The sequence below is a fragment of the Paenibacillus sp. JNUCC 35 genome (assembly GCF_058269095.1).
The window spans coordinates 4,841,188-4,857,586 of sequence record NZ_CM177771.1 but is presented as its reverse complement, the minus strand read 5'-3'; the positions used below and the strand labels follow the sequence as shown (position 1 = coordinate 4,857,586).

Here is a 16,399-nt window from a genome sequence, read left to right as displayed (position 1 = left end):
GGATCGGGAAATCACCCCAATTTAGGTACCGGATGTGAAGAAGAAATGAATGAACGAACAGCTGTCCCGGCTTTAATGAAACTTTCGCCCTCCTACGACCCGTGGGATCCGATACGTTCGCTCCAGCAGTACGGCCGTCACACGTTAACCAGTGTGGAATTCACGGTCTCGAATTTGTGCAACATGCGCTGCGAGCATTGTGCGGTGGGCGATACGCTTGTCATGAAAGAAGGGCCGAAGCTTGCCCTGGATCATGCGCTCCGCAGGCTGGAAGAAATCCAGCACCTGGAAACGATCAGCATTACGGGCGGAGAGCCCATGTTCTCCGAGAAAACCGTAAAGGAATATATTGTCCCTCTGCTGCGGTACGCACGCGAGAGAGGAGTCCGTTCGCAAATCAACTCCAATCTCACTATGGAGCTGGAAAGATACGAGTGGATTGCCCCATATCTGGATGTGATGCACATTTCCTTTAACTACACGTGCGCGGAAGATTTTCACGAAGTAGGTTTTGTCCGTTCGGGACGGCCTGTCGGAATGCAAGCCGCTTCCAAAATGTACGATCGCATGCTGGATAATTCCGTGGCGCTCAGCAAGGGCGGGATGTTTATTTCGGCGGAATCCATGCTGAACACCCGAACGAGCGAGAAAATAGTTCCTATACATAAAATCATTGAAGAAATCGGATGCCAGAGGCATGAGGTTCATCCCATGTATCCGAGTTCTTTTGCATCCAACTTGCCGATCCTCACCCTGGATCAGCTGAGGGATACGATTCACCGCCTGCTCGACGGGCGCAATCCGGAGATGTGGATGCTGCTCGGAACACTTCCTTTCTACGCGTGCAACAGCGCGGAGGAAGACCGGAAGCTGCTGAGCAGGCTGCGCAGCGAACCGAACCTGACGGTCCGCAACGATCCGGACGGGCGCAACCGTCTCAACGTCAACATGTTTACAGGCGACGTTTACGTGACCGATTTTGCCGACGTCCCGGCTTTGGGCAATCTGCACGAGGATAAGCTGGAGACCGTTTTTGATCGGTGGCTGAACCATCCGCTGAGCCGCACGGTCGATTGCCATTGTCCGGCCGTTTCCTGCTGCGGTCCCAACCTGCTGGTGGCGAATTCTTATTACTCCGGTGAGGATTTCACACGGCGTCAGGCCATTCTGACGTAATTTAGCAGCAAAGGAGACTGAGAACCATTGGGGAGTTTTGAATGGGATAAAATTTTTCTAAACATGGCACTGGTCTTATTACTGGTACTGCTCAACGGGTTCTTCGTCGCCGCCGAGTTCGCGCTCGTGAAAGTGCGTCAATCGAAACTGCAGCAGCTCGTGAATGAAGGGAACAAGAAAGCGAAATTCGCTTTTGCCGTCACCAAAAAACTGGACGCTTACTTGTCCGCCACCCAGCTCGGGATTACGCTTGCGTCTCTCGGACTCGGCTGGGTTGGGGAAAGCGCGATTTCGGAACTTATTATCGAACCGCTTTTCCATGCGCTCAACTGGCATTCGACTTTCCTGTCGGGGACGATCTCGCTGGTTTTGTCTTTCTCTATTGTGACGTTTCTTCACATCGTGCTGGGGGAACTTGCGCCCAAATCGCTGGCGATCCAGAAACCCGATGCGGTTTCTTTGTGGACTTCGGCCCCGCTGATGTATTTCTATAAAATTTTTCTTCCCGCTATTTGGGTTCTCAACGGAGCGGCGCGGCTGCTTCTTAAAATGTTCGGCGTCCAGCCGGCCAATGAACACGATGCCGCGCATACGGAGGAAGAAATCCGCATATTGATGAATCAGAGCGCCAGAAGCGGACACATCGACCGCGACGAAATGCTTCTGTTCGATAATATTTTCGAATTCTCCGACCGTATTGCCCGCGAGGTGATGCTGCCCCGCACGGACATGGACTGTCTGTTCATCGACCAGCCTTACGACGAAATTTTGCAGCATATCTACGAGACGAAGCATACGCGCTACCCGGTGGCCTTGGGGGACAAGGACCAGATTATCGGCTTTGTCCACATTACCGATCTGCTGACGGCGGACGCAACGGTTCAGGTCGAGCTGCAGCAGTTCGTGCGGCCGATTCTCAGCGTACCGGAATCCATGGAGATCAGCCAGGTGCTTAAGCTTATGCAAAAAAAGCATTCCCAGCTCGCCATCGTAGTGGACGAGTACGGCGGAACGGCGGGGATGCTGGCGCTCGAAGACATCATGGAGGAAATCGTCGGCGAGCTTCATGACGAATTCGATGAGGATGAGAGACCGAGCATCGAAGTTAAAGGAAACATCACTTCCGTCGAAGGACGCACACTGATTGAAGATCTAAACGTGCTGCTTCATCTCGAAATTGAGGATGAGGAAGTCGACACGATCGGCGGCTGGGTGTTCAAGACGCTTGAAGGCTCCCCGATCAAAGGGAAAAAAGTGGCCTTTGGCGGACACACGTTTGAAGTCGCCGAGGTGGACCGGCTTCGTATTACCCGTGTCAATATCACGAAGAACGAAAGCGAAACGCCCAAAGATCCTGCAGCCGGACTGGAGGAATAAAGGGGGAATTCTTTCACGTGTCGTGGAAAACCCTGCTTATACTGGCTTTCGGGCTTCTGCTGCTGTACGGTCTCTTCACAGTGGGAATGCCGTTCCTGCTGGCGATCGTGACCGCGATGCTGCTGGAGCCCGTGGTGACAGTGGGAATGCGGCTGCTTAAACTGCGCAGGTTTGCAGCCGTTTCTCTTGTCAGCACACTGTTTACGCTGCTTACCCTGGGCCTTTTCTCCATGATCGGCGTCAAAGTCGTAACGGAATTTATGAACTTCTGGGGCAAAATCCCCGTTTATCTGGAGGAAACCGGCATTTATGTGGAGGATGCGGCCGCAAGGGCGAGATTGATGTACGAGTCCCTTTTCCCGGGCGATAACTCCCAAATGCAAGTCTGGCTGCAAAACGGACTGGCTTCCGCCGCCCAAGCACTGGAACGTTTTATCCTGCTTTTGTCCGACTCGTTTCTGGGAGCGGCCGCGGCCATCCCGAATCTTCTTATTTTGTTCATCGTCTACTTGTTCTCCCTCTATCTCTTCTCCTACTCGCTGCCCGTATTAAAGCAATCCTTCCTGAATATGTTCGATGACCGTTCCCGTGAAAAAGTCGAAAAACTGATCCTTTCCCTCCGTCAGGCTTTGTTCGGATTTATGTATGCCCAAGTCATGATGTCGATGCTCACTTATGTGCTTACCTTGATCGGCCTTTTGTTTATCCGGACGGACTATCCGCTTGCGATTGCCCTGCTTGTCATGTTTATGGAATTCGTGCCGGTGATCGGAACGGGACTCGTCTTTCTGCCATGGGCGATTTACAGGCTGCTGCTTGGCGATCCGGGCATGGCTATGCAGATCATGCTGCTGTTTATCGTCATCACGCTGGCCCGCCGCGTTATCGAGCCCAAAATTTTAAGCAACTCGGTCGGAATTAGCGCGCTTGCGGCCATGGTTTCCTTATACATCGGGTTCGAGCTGATGGGCGTGGCCGGCATGTTCCTGGGCCCGCTGATTGTCATTCTCTTTCAAACGATGCGGCAGGTCGGACTGCTGCAATTCAAGATTAACCTGGATTAGAAGGTCTGTTTGGTGTAAAAAAGCCTGCCGCCCCGAGCTTGCGCTCCGGTCGACAGGCTTTTTTGGATGACGGTCGCTTGAGATCAACGAACCATCCGAAGTATCCTTGGCGAAGCTTTGACGAAGTACGGATTCCGCCCTCGTTCAGTTCGCCGCCTGATCGCGGTCCGCCGTGACGTCGAACTCACGGACCATGACCCACTCCGTCTGGGACGCGTTGCTTTTCAGCCGCACAAAGTGAGCGCGGAAGGGCGCGGCGGGAGAAAAATCAATTTCCCGCTGCTCCGTAAACTCCGCCAGCTTCGTCCAGCTGAGGCCATTCAGCGAAGCTTCCAAAGAAGCGCTGCGGATGAGGTCGCCTGCCTGCGGAGCTGCCGGATCGGGATGGCCCAGGCTGATGCGGACCCGGCGTACCTGTGCCGGCTGCCCCAGGTTTACGCCCACGTAATCTCCGGATTGAGGGGCTCTGCCGCTCCAGAAATACGTATCCGCCCTGCCGTCGGTCATGTTTGCGAGCACGTTGCTTTCCCAGGCGGGAAGTGTGCTGATCGGGTCGGTGAACCCGCGGTTCTCACGCCACCGGACATACATCTCGTAGGCTGACGAGACCCGCTGCAGGAACGGCTCCATAACTCCGTCGGCCGAAACTTTTTTGTTGGGAACCGGGTAGATTCCCTTTTCGACTGAAATGGTTACGCTCCCGTCACGGATGTCCACTTTAGCGCCTACTATCGTCATGCTTTTCAACCATTCTCTGTCCTGGCCCGAGTGAAGGCTGAGTACGTAGCCGTCGGCGGGAATGACTGAGTTGTTGCCGCCTTCCCGGATGATGCGCCCGTTCACGACCGACACCTCGTAGCCCCACTCGTTTGTCCCGGTCCTTGCCCCATACACCGACGTATATCGGATAAGCTCGGATTCACCCCGCTCACGATTTTCGCCGTCGATACGGCGCGAGCCTGTTCTCGGTTCCGCCACCTCGATGTCGACGGTATCCTGCGGGAGAACGGCGGCGTAGGCGGAGTACCGGGCATCGGCCTCTTCATCGCTGCCCAGCATCATCGCCAGAAGCAGGGAAACGGCGGATTCACCGGCTTTTCCGTAAAAGTCGATTTTTTTCAGCCAGTCCGCCGTTTCCCTTACGAAATCGGGATTGTGCATTTGACTCAAACGTGAGGCTGCCCTGCGCATTGAGCCGAAGTAGGCGATCAAACGAGCGGCGGCTTCCTCCGGTGCGCCCTTCTCGAAATCTTCCCAGAAAGCCGCAAGAAGAGCTGTGAGCTTCGGAGATTCACCGGCGTGGACGGCGGAGGACAAATGATTTTCCGCAAAGATCCGCAGTTCCTTATACAGCGGCCCTCCGAATTCCTTCAGGGATCTTTCCCAGGATTCCCAGAGCTTATAGGCACCGGGTTTCCAGGCATACTCGGCTGAAGTGAACAAAGCAAGCAAAGAGGCCTGCAAATGCTCCATCGGATTGGATAAGTAGCCGAATTGGCCGTTCTTGTGCAGCTCGGGATCTCGGCCTTCCAGAGGCCCGAGGAACAGTTTCTCCCGCACATAATCCGTCACCGGGTAGTTATCCCACAAGAGCATATCGTGATTGAACACCTTGTGAATCCGCTCGGCTTCCCCGGAGGCGATAACCGCCGGAGCGATGCCGATCCCCGTCCAGCAGACGAGGATGCCCGGATCTACCAATTCGGCAAAGCGTTTCCGGTAAGGGCTGGAGCCGTCCTGATAATATTCGGTCGGCGCCGTAATGAGCCTGGAGGCGCCGGGATGCGCTTGCACGAACTCGCGGTTGAACCGGCTCAGCAGATAAGCCTGCGCAGCCGCAGCGGGGCTCTCGTCCCCGCCGAACTTCTGTACATCGTCCGCACAGTTGGGATTCTGGAAAATATCATCCATAAGCAGAGAGAAATGGCGGACTCCAAGCGTCCACATCTGGCTCGCTTTGGCAGCCAGCTTCTGAAATTCTTCGTTCGACGAGAAACAGATATCGAGCCCGGGCGAGAGTGCGTAAACGAAGCGGACACCGGCTTTTTCGGCCGCATCCACGTACCTGCGGATATGGCGGAGCTCTTCCTCCGGGTACGGCTCCCGCCAGCGCCCGCGCAGGTACGGATCGTCTTTCGGAGCGTAAAGGTACGTGTTCATTTTATGATCGCCGAGGAAAGCGATCAGATTGACCCGGTCGTCCGGAGACCACGGACCGCCGTAGAACCCTTCCACAACGCCCCTTACGGGGAAGGCGGGGAAGTCCCGGATCGTGATAGCCGGCACAGCGGCCATCATCGGACCTTTGCGGATGAGCTGCTTAAGCATGCGGACCGCATAAAGGGTGCCGGTATGATCCGCGCCCGCCAGCACGATCATGCTGCCGCCGCGTTTGCTGCGCCGCGCCGCAAGGGTATAGCCCTCTTCGGGAATTCCGAGGGGGTCGCCGCTGCGCCGGCTCCGGAATTCCCGCTGTACGGCGGGATCGGCCGGCAGCTTGCCGATATAGACGGCCAGAGGCATTTGGGCGGCGGAATGCCAGTCCTTGCACGGAACGACGCGCTTGACGCCGGACCCGATAAGCAGACTCCGCAGCTCCAGCAGAGCTTCGGGGGACGTATCCGCGCCTGCCAGGATTCCGGCGGTTGCATACAAGGGGACGGTGTACCCGCTGTATTCCACGTGCTGCGGGGGCGGGGTCAGAAGGGGAGCTTTCAGATGATGCGTCATGCCATCTCACTCCTTTTTTAAAAGGGAAAAGGCTTCCCCGGATCGTCTCTCTTTCTATCATAGGATATTCATAGAGACGGTAGAGATGACAATCTTGCGGATTATTCCGCTTTTATTTCGTAAATCTGGGCGACTGCCCATACCGTTCCTGGGCGGATGCCATATGGTATTGCAGAGCTACGCCATTACCGGTTACAAGGAGGAAGCGCATTGTATCCTGAAGTACGCATGTATCATCCTTTCGTGGGGCCGTTCGACCCCTGTCCGCCGAAGCTCGTCAAAACGTATGTAACTCCGCCGAACCTGTTCATCAAGTTCCAGCCCATGTGCCTGCCGCAGTTCAGCCCTTACGAGGCTTTGAAGCTCGGTACCCTTTGGCCGGAGCTGTACAGCGGCTACGAACCCAAGTGCTAACCCGGTCTGAAAGCGAAAGAGAGGGGAACGACAACCGTATGCACAAACAACTGGATGAAAATTATTACCGGCTTCTGCACGACCTGCAAGCGGCCGATTTCGTACTGGTCGAACTGACCTTGTACCTGGACACCCATCCCGGAGATGGCAATGCTCTGCAGCAGTTCAACGAATTTTCCCAAAAACGGAGGCAAATCGCGCTGGAATATGAGTGTTTGTACGGACCGCTTCTGCAATACGGGCAAAATGCGCTGCCGCAGCAGACTTGGGAGTGGGCCGAGGCTCCCTGGCCTTGGCAGGTGTGACGTGTGTAGAGGAAACTGCATGAACGGCCTAGACGGAAGAACAAGCACGGTTGTGCTTAAGGAGACGGGGGATTCCGATGTGGATTTACGAGAAGAAATTGCAGTATCCGGTTCGTGTAAGCAAATGCGATCCGCACATGGCCAAACTTCTGATCGAGCAGTACGGGGGTGCGGACGGGGAACTTGCTGCCGCGCTGCGTTACTTGAACCAGCGTTACACCATTCCGGACAAAGTAATCGGGGTACTGAATGATATCGGGACAGAAGAATTCGCTCACCTAGAGATGATTGCCACGATGATCTACAAGCTCACGAAAGACGCTACTCCCGACCAGCTAAAAGCCGCGGGCCTGGGCGAATATTACGTCAACCACGATTCGGCTTTGTATTACCAAAATGCGGCCGGCACACCGTGGACGGCAGCTTACATTCAAGCCAAGGGCGATCCTATCGCCGACCTGTACGAAGATATCGCGGCGGAAGAAAAGGCGCGCGCCACCTATCAGTGGCTCATTGACCTGACGGACGACGTCGATCTCCAGGATGGGCTGAAATTCCTGCGTGAACGTGAGATCATCCATTCGATGCGTTTCCGCGAAGCGGTAGAAATTCTTAAAGACGAAAGGGCGGCCCAGAAAATTTTCTAGCGGCCCGGACAAAAAGACGGGGGAACCCGTCTTTTTTCGGCAATTTTTAAGATAACCGAGTCGACAATTTCAATAGATATGGAAAAATTGAATAAGATTACTAATTTTTCCGGAACGTTTCCCATTCTGAAGGTGTCTTACTTATATAAAGGTTACAAGTAAACAGTCGTTTAAATGGTGCAGGTCTTATAGGAGTGGCTGTTAGGAGCTGGACATTGGCAAAAATTATGTCGTACTTACGAAAAATCTTAAAAAGCTCGTCAGCTTTCCGCGAAAAAATACCACATTTTTCCTATAAGTATGATAAAATGGAATAAGTTAGCAAGAAATTAAGAGCGAAACCTATATTTTGGAATAAGGAGGAGGCTGCTATTATGGGGATCACATTAAGTCTGCTGATCGGCATGTTAGTTCTTTTAGCGGCATCATTAGGTCTGCGCAAACCGAAGGAATTCGACCGGTCCGATTACGTGCCGTTTCGTCCTTTCGATGATATTTACGAGGGGAAGAAGAGGCCGACTGTAGAATCGGTACAAAGCCAGGCAGCCGTGAAAATAGAAGAAAAGTCGAGAGAAAGGAAACGAATCGCCAAATAAAGGTTTCCTCCTATGGGATGAATTTCCTGGATGTATGGTGAAGAAACCATGTCTTTTATGAGAAATACATGAGGATTACATAAGTGGATTGTGAGAATGGCGTTAATTTTCTTTCTCGCGTTTTTCCGGCCGAAAGGGCGGGACAGCATCAAATAGGCTTGATGGAACAGCTTTTTACAGCAGGTTCACCGGTGGATTAAAAAAATGAAAAGGTTGTTTTTTGCCAATTTGTGTGTGTTTGTTTCTAAAGATGTATGTGATAGCTTGTGTAGAGAGCCGAAACTTCTTCCGTTCCCCGGATTTTCCAGGAGCGGATGAGGTGCGGGGGATGATTTATTTCGGAACCGTATGTGAATGACTGCGGCGTCCGATAGGGGTGAATCGCTGGCAGCAGCGTGGGCGACTTCTCAGTCCGAACCCGACAACTAACCTCGTAGGCAATACCGAGAAGGAGCGTACATCAACTATGGCTTTAAAGCATCATTGGAAAAAAACATGCGCTACTCTGCTGCTGGGTGCAGTGGTGGCGGCATCTTCCGCATTCCAGTCGCAGGCGGCCGAAACGGAAGCGGCTAAAAACGACGGCCTGTTGTATTGGAAACTGGCTAAATCTTATCAGGAGATTGCAGCCGGTATGACCGATACTGTAGGACAAGCAGCCGATTCGGAACTTACCCAATCTTTGGTGACACCGGAAAATCAAACCCTGGTGCTATCCGAGCCAAATTCCATGTGGAACTTCGCTTCCCAAATGAATATGGACGTTCTTGACCTCTTATCGTTAAATCCCGATGCGGATCCGCTTAGCCTGCCGGCAGGCAGCGAGTTGAAAATTGTGGGGGAAGCGGCCCTTGAGCAGCTTAAAGCTTTAAAAGCGACGGTAAAAGTCCCGGCCCAGGCACCGGCCAAAGTTCAGCTTGCATCGGCCTCGCCAAGTCAGACGGACTCTATAAAACCTTCGGAGGCTCTTCAAAAGAGCGGCAAGCCGCAGGCTCCCGAACCGAAGAAAACCGCGGAGAAGAAGGTCGTTAAGAAACCGGCTGCCCAAGCGGCATCGGCTTCCGCAAAATCAGGCCAGACGCTGACAACCGCGGCGGGCAAACAGATTCAATACAAAAAAGTGCTGAATATCAAGGCATCGGCCTATTCCGCTGACCCGAGCGAGAACGGCGGATATGCCGGCATCGACTACTACGGCAACAAACTGACCGTCGGCACGATCGCGGTCGATCCGAAAGTTATTCCGCTCGGCTCCACCGTATATGTAACGGGTTATGCTTTCCCAGGCCTTCCGGCCAAGGGAATGATCGCCAAAGCGACGGACATCGGCGGCGCGATCAAAGGCAACCGGATCGATATCTTCGTTCCGGGCTCCAAAGATAAAGTAAACAACTTTGGCTATCAAAGTGTGAAAGTATACATTCTTAAATAACCATTAGCCGGAAAGAAGACGGGAGCGAATGCTCCCGTCTTTTGTGCGTTACAAATCCTTGGAAATTCCCATCAGTTCCGGAATCGTGACCAGCTTGTATCCGCTCGATTTCAAGGAACGGATCAAATCGGGAAGGGCCGTGACCGTACCGCTGAGATCATGCTTGTTGTTTCCTCCCGCGCTGTGCTGCAGAATGACTGAACCGGCTCGGGCGTTGTCCACAATATTGTGGTATACCTGCTTGCCGGATAGTCCTTTCCAGTCGAGGGAATCCACGTCCCAGTTCACGGCCAGCAGGTGATGGTCGGACATCCAGCGCACCTGCTCTTCATTGATGGCTCCGTAAGGAGGTCGCACCAGTCTGGGCGTATAACCGGTCAACGGTTTGATGACCTCTTGGGTACGCATAATTTGCGAAGAAAATTCCGAGGCGGTCAGTTTGGGCATAAAAGGATGGCTGTACGAGTGGTTGCCCACGACATGACCCTCCCGCACCATCCGGCGGATAATCTCGGGATGTGCCTGAGCGCGGTTTCCGATCACGAAAAAGGTCGCTTTCACCTGATGCTTTTCCAGAATATCGAGCACTTGCGGGGTATATTTGAGATCGGGTCCGTCATCAAACGTGAGCGCGATTTTCTTTCCTTGGGAGGTTCCTCTCATCCGGAAAACCGCCGGGTATTTGTGATGAATCTCGGCTAAGCTCAGCTTCCGCTGCTCCGTTTTCTGAAGGGCGTTCGCTTCCTGATGATGCTTCTGAACCGGAACGTCTTTCTTTTTCGTCTCCGGTTTGGGAGCGGATGCGTTATTAAGTTTTTTTACGGGCACGGGAGGCGCAGGAGCCGGAGCTGCCGGTGATACCGAAGGAGCGGCAGCGGTGTTTTCCTTGATCGCCGGAATTTTCGCAGGCTGGAATTTGGCTGGACCGGGTACGGATGACGGACCTGGATCTTCGCTTAGAGTGTGCGGGATAAAACGGTTTTCGTCCAGCCGGGAAGAGGCCGAGCCCTCGCCGGGCAGCTTTGCCGGGGAGCATGCGGAGACGAAGGCCAGCAAAATGGCGGATGAGACAGCCAAGGCTGCACGTTTCATGGGGAACCCTCCTCTAATGGCGTTTTCACTAGTTTTGTTTAGAGGGAGGAATTTTATCCGGGATTTGTTACAAAATAGACACAACAAAAAGGGTTGTCCGATTATGTAAATTATGTTAACCTTTTTAGGAGTGTCTTTGACACAATTTATACAAAGCCGAATCCGGTGAATCAAAAGCACCTGTACGGGGGACTTATTTCTGGGGTGAATGCCTGTCATTTTGCAAGCTAGGGAACCTCTTTCCCGAACCCGTCAACTAACCTCGGAGGCCCAAGGAGGAAAAATCGTTTGAAGATTTGGGTACAAAGCGTTGTAGTTTCATGCGCCGTACTGACGGCCGGTCTATTCGCGGCTTCGGATGCTCATGCCAATGCCGCTCGTTCCGCTAAAGTGCAGGTCAACGACCAACTGGTGAATACCGAAGGTACCGCACCTTTTATCGATTCCAGCAATAACCTGATGATTCCGCTTCGTCCTGTTGCAGAGAAATTGGGAACTCAAATTGGATGGGAACGTGCAGGAGCTCAAATGAGTATCTCGGTGACCGGGAACGGCCACAAGATTACGTTTACTACGGGGGAGAATCAGGCTCTCGTGGACGGCAAGAAGATCGACTTGCCAAGCAAAGCGCAGTTTTTGAACAATACGGTTTATGTTCCGATGAGATTTCTGGCGGATTCACTGTCTATCCGTGTACAATGGGATAATGTGAATACGATTGCAATTTTCGACGCCGATGGTCAGTACCATTCCCCGGCTTGGTATGCAACCGTGCCTCAGAAGTCGCAGCAGGAAAATACGATTGTAGCAACAGCCAACCAATACAAAGGCGTTCGTTACGCGTATGGCGGTACTTCGCCATCTGGATTTGACTGCTCCGGGTTTGTGCAATATGTGTATGATAAGAACGGGGTAGACCTGCCTAGATCTTCTGCAAGTATGTATGCCAGCGCAGGGGTTAAAGTATCCAACCCGCAGCCGGGCGATCTTGTATTCTTCGCAAGCAATTCCAAAATGCAGCATGTGGGTATTTACGTAGGGGCTGACAAATTCATTTCCGCGACAGATGATGGAGTGAAAGTGGACAGCTTGGGCAGCGCTTACTGGGGCTCTCGTTATGTTGGAGCCAAACGCGTCATGTAATCATACAAATTGTAATTTTTATGCCGTCCGGGTGCCACCGGGCGGTTTTTTATTTTATTTGTAAGCATTAGCCAAGCGTCGTTCCTTTCTACTGCCGGATTCATAGAATGGTAGAGAAAGGAGGGATTAAGATGAACCAAACGATTTTCGGCAGTTTGGCGGCTTTCGGCGCCTCACTCGTTACGTATGCGTTTGGAGGATGGTCTGAATTACTGGGTTTCTTCCTCGTGGCTATCGCAATCGACTATGTAACCGGTGTTGCGGCCTCTCTGAAAGAAAAGTCCGGGCTGAACAGCAATATCGGCTTCTGGGGTCTCGCCAAGAAAGGGCTCATGCTGCTCATCATTTTGTTGGGACACCGGATGGACATGCTCATTGGCAGCAACGTCGTGATGAATGCCGCTATTTATTTTTATCTGGTCAATGAGTTAATTTCCATTACGGAAAATTATGGCCGGCTCGGTCTTCCTCTTCCCGATAAATTCAAGGAAGTCATCGCGCAATTGAAAAATCCGAAGCAAGATAAGAATTAATACCCGCTCCAAGTTGCTGTGAAACTCTTCCATTAGAAAAAGTTTCCGTTTTTTTATTAAATGAATGATCGGACAAGGCTCTCGCTCAGGCGGGAGCTTTTTTTATGACTTGGTCCTAATTCCTATTGTATGCGTTTATGAAGAAAGAAGGGTAACAAATTGATGACAAAATGAAATAATTGTAATTTAAATGAAATATATAGTTACTTGAAATAAGTAAGTTAAAGGGGTATGATAGAGAAAGATTAAATGAAAAAAATAGGATCAGGAATTTAACGCAATCGTACTTCGCAATCAATCATCCTAAGAGGGATATCCCGATGGCTCGTAAATCCATAAACGGCTGGACAAACTTATATGGAAAGGTGTGTATGACAATGATAAAGATCTATCCCGCTTCATCCCGGTATTCCACGGATCACGGCTGGCTGGTCAGCCATTTCAGCTTTTCGTTCGCGGATTATTACGATCCGGACAATACCCGTTTCGGTCCCATGAGAGTGTTGAACGACGACACGGTGCAGGGCGGACGTGGATTCGGGGCTCATCCCCACCGTGAGATGGAAATCGTGACCATCGTTCTGGAAGGGCAGCTTCAGCACGAAGACAGCTCCGGCCACCGGGCGGTCACGACCTATGGAGGCGTTCAGCGGATGACCGCGGGCACCGGCATTATTCATTCGGAAATGAATCCGGGACAAGACGACGTTACGCTTTTGCAGATGTGGTTCGATCCGGAAGAGCGCGGTCTCGAACCTTCCTATGAAACGACTGAGTTCAAGATTGAAGCGCTGAAGAACAACCTGCTGCCGGTGGTGTCCAAACCAAAGGCCGGTCCCGGGGTCGCCGGCATCCATCAGGATATGAGCATCTACTTATCCGAATTGGACGGAGGTAAATCAGTTACGTTCGAACAGCCGGAAGGCAGAAGGGTTTTCTTCATGGTTCTGGACGGTGAGGCCGCGCTTAACAGTGGGACGATTTTGGGTAAAAGAGATTCAGCACGGATCACGGAAACTCCGTCGCTCACGATCGGCAGCGCGGCAGGCGCACGTTTTATGCTGATTGATCTGCCTTGATACGCGGCAAAGAGGGGGAATACCTATGAGTGAAGCTCACCGTTTGTATGTGAAGCATGCAGTAGGCAGCCGGATGCTGCTGGACACGAAGGAACTGGGCGGATTTCTGCACCTGTCCGAGGTTCCGGGAGGCTGGCGCTTTGAAATAAGCGGAGTCGATCTGGACGCGGCACGTGAAATCGCGGATTTCAAGGATGAGCTTAACCTCTTTTACCTGGAGGAAGGTGAAGAGGAAGAGCCCCAAAAATGGTGGTATTACGGCCATAAAACGCCGGAAATCGACTATGAGGCCAACGGCCGAGTCCTCCACATTACTGTAGATACGCGAAAAGCTTACAGCAACCGGCACGTCTAAGGACGTCCGGTTTTTTGTTGCGGATTTTTTAGGATTGGCAAAAGAAGGCCGATTGCATTTTTGCTTTCCGGGACTTATAATAAGAACAAACGTTCCTATTTATGTTCGGAAAATGCGATAACTCAGAAGGAGGCTGGCCGTTTATGTCAACGTTGGAGCGATACCTGGGAAGGAGAGTAGAGATTATCTATATGGACCGGAAAGGAGCGATCAGCCAACGCGACATTCGGCCGCTGGCCGTAACCGGGGACAAGGTTAAAGCTTATTGTTACGCACAGCGGGCTCTCCGCTTTTTTCGCAGCGCCGATATTCTGGCTTGGGCTCCGCAGTCCGAGGAAGAAACTCCAGGCAGACCGGAATTTTATCCCCGTAGAAAAAACACGCCGGGAAATCCTTTACTTTATGGTTGACATCGCCAAAGAGACGGTTTAACATTTAAATCAAAGTGAACATGATTTCACTTTTTTCTTTAATTAATTAGTTTTTCCGCTGGAATAATTAATTATCAGGAGGACTTACTCATGAAAGTATCTGTAGGCGGATTTTCTTTTAACCAGGCTTTTCTGAACGGAACGATGGATGTATTCGGCTACCTGGAGACGGTCCGGTACCGTTACGGGCTTACCACCGTCGATTTATGGAACGGACAATTCGCGGACCGCTCCCATCCGCTGCTTAAGCTGCCGGACCGGGAGTATTTAAAGAAGATCCGCCAGGCGATGGATGAGAAAGAAATGACGCTCGTGAACATTGCCATTGACGGAGCTCATCTGTGGGACCCCGATGCGGACAAAAGGGAAGCGCTTCACAAAAATGCGCTGGAATACCTGGACGCCTCCATTTTACTGGGCGCGAAAACGGTCCGGATCGATACGGGCGGCCGTGGACAATCCACTTTCTCGGAGGAGGAACTGGACTATGTGGCGGGACGCTACCGCGAATATTGTCAAATTGCGCAGGAGAACGGATTTACGATAGGTCCCGAGAATCATATGGGCCCGTCTCTCGTGCCGGGTGAAATGAAACGCCTTGCCGAAGCCGTGAATCATCCTTCCTACGGATTTCTGCTTCATATGCACCGCTGGGATCAAGACCGCGAGCAGGGGGACGCTATCGTGGCCCCGTGGACCGTACACACGCATTTCGACCCTCAGACGGCCGAGGCGGACGATGCGGTTGAAACCATACGCATGCTGAAAAAGAACGGCTACGACGGTTACTGGGGCGTTGAGCATCATGCTCAGAAACAGCCTTATCTGGAAGTCGAATGGCTGCTGACCACGGTCAAGCATCTGCTGCTCATGAGCGAAGACGACAATAACGGGGAGGAACAAGTTTAACATGAACCCAATTCGGATCGGCATCATCGGAGTCGGACAAATCGGCAAAATTCATCTCGATCAATATAAATTAATTCCGGACGCGGAAATCGTGGCCGTCTGTGACGTGAACGAGGCGGAAGCGCGCCGTGTAGCGGAGCTGTACGGAATTCCGGAGGTTTACACGGACTACAACGAGCTGTTAAAGCGTGACGACTTGGATGCGGTGGATGTCTGCCTGCACAACAACTTCCACGCCCCTATTTCGATTGCCGCGATGAAGGCAGGCAAGCACGTGTACTGCGAGAAACCGATCGCGGGCACCTACGCGGACGGCAAAGCGATGGTAGACGCTTCCCGCGAATTCGGCAGGCTGCTGCACATCCAGCTCGGCACGCTTTACCGCAAGGAGACCAAGGCGGCCAAAGCGCTGATCGAAGGCGGCGAGCTGGGCCGCGTGTTCCACGCGCGCTCCACGGGCTACCGCAGACGTAACCGCCCTTTTGTGGACGGTTACGGCACCCCGGCTTTTACGCGCAAGGAGACGGCTGCGGGCGGCGCGCTTTTCGATATGGGCGTCTACCATATCTCGCAGATGCTGTACCTGCTCGATTTGCCTAAAGTCGAGCGGATCTCCGGGAAGCTCTACCAGGAGACGGACATGGACCCCGGTCGCCGGGAATCCAGCGGTTTCGATGTGGAAGAGCTGGCGATCGGGCTGGTGCGCTTCGAGAAAGGCATCACGATGGACATCATCGAATCATGGGCCGTTCATATGAATCCGTTCGAAGGAAGCTCCGTTCTTGGGTCCAAAGGCGGATTGCGCCTGCCGGTTAACGGACCGGACGGCAACAAGCTGACGCATTACTCGACAAGATGCGACATGGATATGGACACGACGATCGATCTGGACGCGGCCGATTTGCGCTGGCACCGCCTGCGCGCCGACGAAGAAGCCTACGACTCTTCCCAGCATCACTGGATCGCAGCTCTTCAGGGGAGAGTGAAGCTTCTGCCGACGGCGGAGATCGCTTTGCAGACCATGCTGATCAGCGAAGGCATGTACCTCTCCGACGCCCAAGGCCGCGAGGTTTCCGCGGAGGAAGTGGAGAACGGGCTTAAAGCTTAAGCGAAGCA

Annotated in this window: 17 protein-coding genes and 2 riboswitches; of the genes, 15 read left to right on the top strand and 2 right to left on the bottom strand. The window is 52.8% G+C overall.

Annotation, left to right across the window (positions count from 1 at the left end; genetic code table 11):
* Positions 1-45 precede the first annotated feature (45 nt).
* The 3 genes from yfkAB to ytvI all read left to right on the top strand — a co-directional run bounded on the left by yfkAB (position 46) and on the right by ytvI (position 3,617).
* Positions 46-1,176, top strand: coding sequence for a radical SAM/CxCxxxxC motif protein YfkAB (gene yfkAB / locus AC2TF6_RS21950; RefSeq protein WP_491308487.1), 1,131 nt, complete (start codon positions 46-48; stop codon positions 1,174-1,176).
* Between the two features lie 63 nt (positions 1,177-1,239).
* A complete protein-coding gene (locus AC2TF6_RS21945) occupies positions 1,240-2,553 on the top strand; it encodes a hemolysin family protein (protein WP_491311703.1) in 1,314 nt (437 codons plus the stop codon).
* 17 nt (positions 2,554-2,570) lie between these two features.
* A complete protein-coding gene (ytvI, locus tag AC2TF6_RS21940) occupies positions 2,571-3,617 on the top strand; it encodes a sporulation integral membrane protein YtvI (RefSeq protein ID WP_491308486.1) in 1,047 nt (348 codons plus the stop codon).
* A 144-nt stretch (positions 3,618-3,761) separates the two neighbouring features.
* Here the strand turns inward: ytvI and AC2TF6_RS21935 are convergent, their stop codons facing one another.
* Positions 3,762-6,347, bottom strand: a complete 2,586-nt coding sequence (locus tag AC2TF6_RS21935) for a glycoside hydrolase family 84 protein (RefSeq protein WP_491308485.1) — start codon at positions 6,345-6,347, stop codon at positions 3,762-3,764.
* Between the two features lie 228 nt (positions 6,348-6,575).
* Here AC2TF6_RS21935 and AC2TF6_RS21930 point away from each other — a divergent pair, with 228 nt between their 5' ends.
* From AC2TF6_RS21930 to AC2TF6_RS21910, 5 genes are all read left to right on the top strand, one after another.
* Complete coding sequence (locus AC2TF6_RS21930; RefSeq protein ID WP_491311702.1) at positions 6,576-6,761, top strand: spore coat associated protein CotJA; 186 nt, start codon at positions 6,576-6,578, stop codon at positions 6,759-6,761.
* Between the two features lie 38 nt (positions 6,762-6,799).
* On the top strand, positions 6,800-7,066 hold the full coding sequence (locus AC2TF6_RS21925) for a spore coat protein CotJB (RefSeq protein WP_491308484.1): 267 nt from the start codon (positions 6,800-6,802) through the stop codon (positions 7,064-7,066).
* Between the two features lie 77 nt (positions 7,067-7,143).
* Positions 7,144-7,713 carry a manganese catalase family protein gene (locus AC2TF6_RS21920; RefSeq protein WP_009674562.1) on the top strand — a complete coding sequence of 190 codons (570 nt, stop codon included), beginning with the start codon at positions 7,144-7,146 and terminating at the stop codon, positions 7,711-7,713.
* A 374-nt stretch (positions 7,714-8,087) separates the two neighbouring features.
* A complete protein-coding gene (locus tag AC2TF6_RS21915) occupies positions 8,088-8,309 on the top strand; it encodes a hypothetical protein (protein WP_491308483.1) in 222 nt (73 codons plus the stop codon).
* Between the two features lie 264 nt (positions 8,310-8,573).
* Positions 8,574-8,764: riboswitch (cyclic di-AMP (ydaO/yuaA leader) on the top strand.
* 11 nt (positions 8,765-8,775) lie between these two features.
* Positions 8,776-9,741, top strand: a complete 966-nt coding sequence (locus AC2TF6_RS21910; protein ID WP_491308482.1) for a 3D domain-containing protein — start codon at positions 8,776-8,778, stop codon at positions 9,739-9,741.
* Positions 9,742-9,789: 48 nt separating this feature from the next.
* Here AC2TF6_RS21910 and AC2TF6_RS21905 read toward each other — a convergent pair whose 3' ends face one another.
* Positions 9,790-10,833: a polysaccharide deacetylase family protein gene (locus AC2TF6_RS21905; protein WP_491308481.1), complete on the bottom strand. Its 1,044-nt coding sequence runs from the start codon at positions 10,831-10,833 to the stop codon at positions 9,790-9,792.
* A gap of 144 nt (positions 10,834-10,977) precedes the next feature.
* A riboswitch (cyclic di-AMP (ydaO/yuaA leader) is annotated at positions 10,978-11,118 on the top strand.
* A gap of 3 nt (positions 11,119-11,121) precedes the next feature.
* Here AC2TF6_RS21905 and AC2TF6_RS21900 point away from each other — a divergent pair.
* The 7 genes from AC2TF6_RS21900 to AC2TF6_RS21870 all read left to right on the top strand — a co-directional run bounded on the left by AC2TF6_RS21900 (position 11,122) and on the right by AC2TF6_RS21870 (position 16,391).
* Positions 11,122-11,976 carry a C40 family peptidase gene (locus tag AC2TF6_RS21900; protein WP_491308480.1) on the top strand — a complete coding sequence of 285 codons (855 nt, stop codon included), beginning with the start codon at positions 11,122-11,124 and terminating at the stop codon, positions 11,974-11,976.
* A 131-nt stretch (positions 11,977-12,107) separates the two neighbouring features.
* On the top strand, positions 12,108-12,509 hold the full coding sequence (locus AC2TF6_RS21895; protein ID WP_491308479.1) for a phage holin family protein: 402 nt from the start codon (positions 12,108-12,110) through the stop codon (positions 12,507-12,509).
* Positions 12,510-12,886: 377 nt separating this feature from the next.
* Positions 12,887-13,588 (top strand): pirin family protein, encoded by a 702-nt coding sequence (locus AC2TF6_RS21890; protein WP_491308478.1) that lies wholly within the window; start codon positions 12,887-12,889, stop codon positions 13,586-13,588.
* Positions 13,589-13,613: 25 nt separating this feature from the next.
* Positions 13,614-13,943: a hypothetical protein gene (locus AC2TF6_RS21885; protein WP_491308477.1), complete on the top strand. Its 330-nt coding sequence runs from the start codon at positions 13,614-13,616 to the stop codon at positions 13,941-13,943.
* 143 nt (positions 13,944-14,086) lie between these two features.
* On the top strand, positions 14,087-14,353 hold the full coding sequence (locus AC2TF6_RS21880; protein ID WP_491308476.1) for a hypothetical protein: 267 nt from the start codon (positions 14,087-14,089) through the stop codon (positions 14,351-14,353).
* Between the two features lie 111 nt (positions 14,354-14,464).
* Complete coding sequence (locus AC2TF6_RS21875; protein ID WP_491308475.1) at positions 14,465-15,283, top strand: sugar phosphate isomerase/epimerase family protein; 819 nt, start codon at positions 14,465-14,467, stop codon at positions 15,281-15,283.
* A gap of 1 nt (position 15,284) precedes the next feature.
* Positions 15,285-16,391: a Gfo/Idh/MocA family protein gene (locus AC2TF6_RS21870; RefSeq protein WP_491308474.1), complete on the top strand. Its 1,107-nt coding sequence runs from the start codon at positions 15,285-15,287 to the stop codon at positions 16,389-16,391.
* Positions 16,392-16,399: the final 8 nt, after the last annotated feature.

Bases quoted from the DNA above. Each gene is read 5' to 3' on its own strand.
- yfkAB (WP_491308487.1), top strand. From the start codon at position 46: ATGAATGAACGAACAGCTGTCCCGGCTTTAATGAAACTTTCGCCCTCC.
- AC2TF6_RS21945 (WP_491311703.1), top strand. From the start codon at position 1,240: ATGGCACTGGTCTTATTACTGGTACTGCTCAACGGGTTCTTCGTCGCC.
- AC2TF6_RS21935 (WP_491308485.1), bottom strand. From the start codon at position 6,347: ATGACGCATCATCTGAAAGCTCCCCTTCTGACCCCGCCCCCGCAGCAC.
- AC2TF6_RS21930 (WP_491311702.1), top strand. From the start codon at position 6,576: ATGTATCATCCTTTCGTGGGGCCGTTCGACCCCTGTCCGCCGAAGCTC.
- AC2TF6_RS21925 (WP_491308484.1), top strand. From the start codon at position 6,800: ATGCACAAACAACTGGATGAAAATTATTACCGGCTTCTGCACGACCTG.
- AC2TF6_RS21920 (WP_009674562.1), top strand. From the start codon at position 7,144: ATGTGGATTTACGAGAAGAAATTGCAGTATCCGGTTCGTGTAAGCAAA.
- AC2TF6_RS21915 (WP_491308483.1), top strand. From the start codon at position 8,088: ATGGGGATCACATTAAGTCTGCTGATCGGCATGTTAGTTCTTTTAGCG.
- AC2TF6_RS21910 (WP_491308482.1), top strand. From the start codon at position 8,776: ATGGCTTTAAAGCATCATTGGAAAAAAACATGCGCTACTCTGCTGCTG.
- AC2TF6_RS21905 (WP_491308481.1), bottom strand. From the start codon at position 10,833: ATGAAACGTGCAGCCTTGGCTGTCTCATCCGCCATTTTGCTGGCCTTC.
- AC2TF6_RS21895 (WP_491308479.1), top strand. From the start codon at position 12,108: ATGAACCAAACGATTTTCGGCAGTTTGGCGGCTTTCGGCGCCTCACTC.
- AC2TF6_RS21890 (WP_491308478.1), top strand. From the start codon at position 12,887: ATGATAAAGATCTATCCCGCTTCATCCCGGTATTCCACGGATCACGGC.
- AC2TF6_RS21885 (WP_491308477.1), top strand. From the start codon at position 13,614: ATGAGTGAAGCTCACCGTTTGTATGTGAAGCATGCAGTAGGCAGCCGG.
- AC2TF6_RS21880 (WP_491308476.1), top strand. From the start codon at position 14,087: ATGTCAACGTTGGAGCGATACCTGGGAAGGAGAGTAGAGATTATCTAT.
- AC2TF6_RS21875 (WP_491308475.1), top strand. From the start codon at position 14,465: ATGAAAGTATCTGTAGGCGGATTTTCTTTTAACCAGGCTTTTCTGAAC.
- AC2TF6_RS21870 (WP_491308474.1), top strand. From the start codon at position 15,285: ATGAACCCAATTCGGATCGGCATCATCGGAGTCGGACAAATCGGCAAA.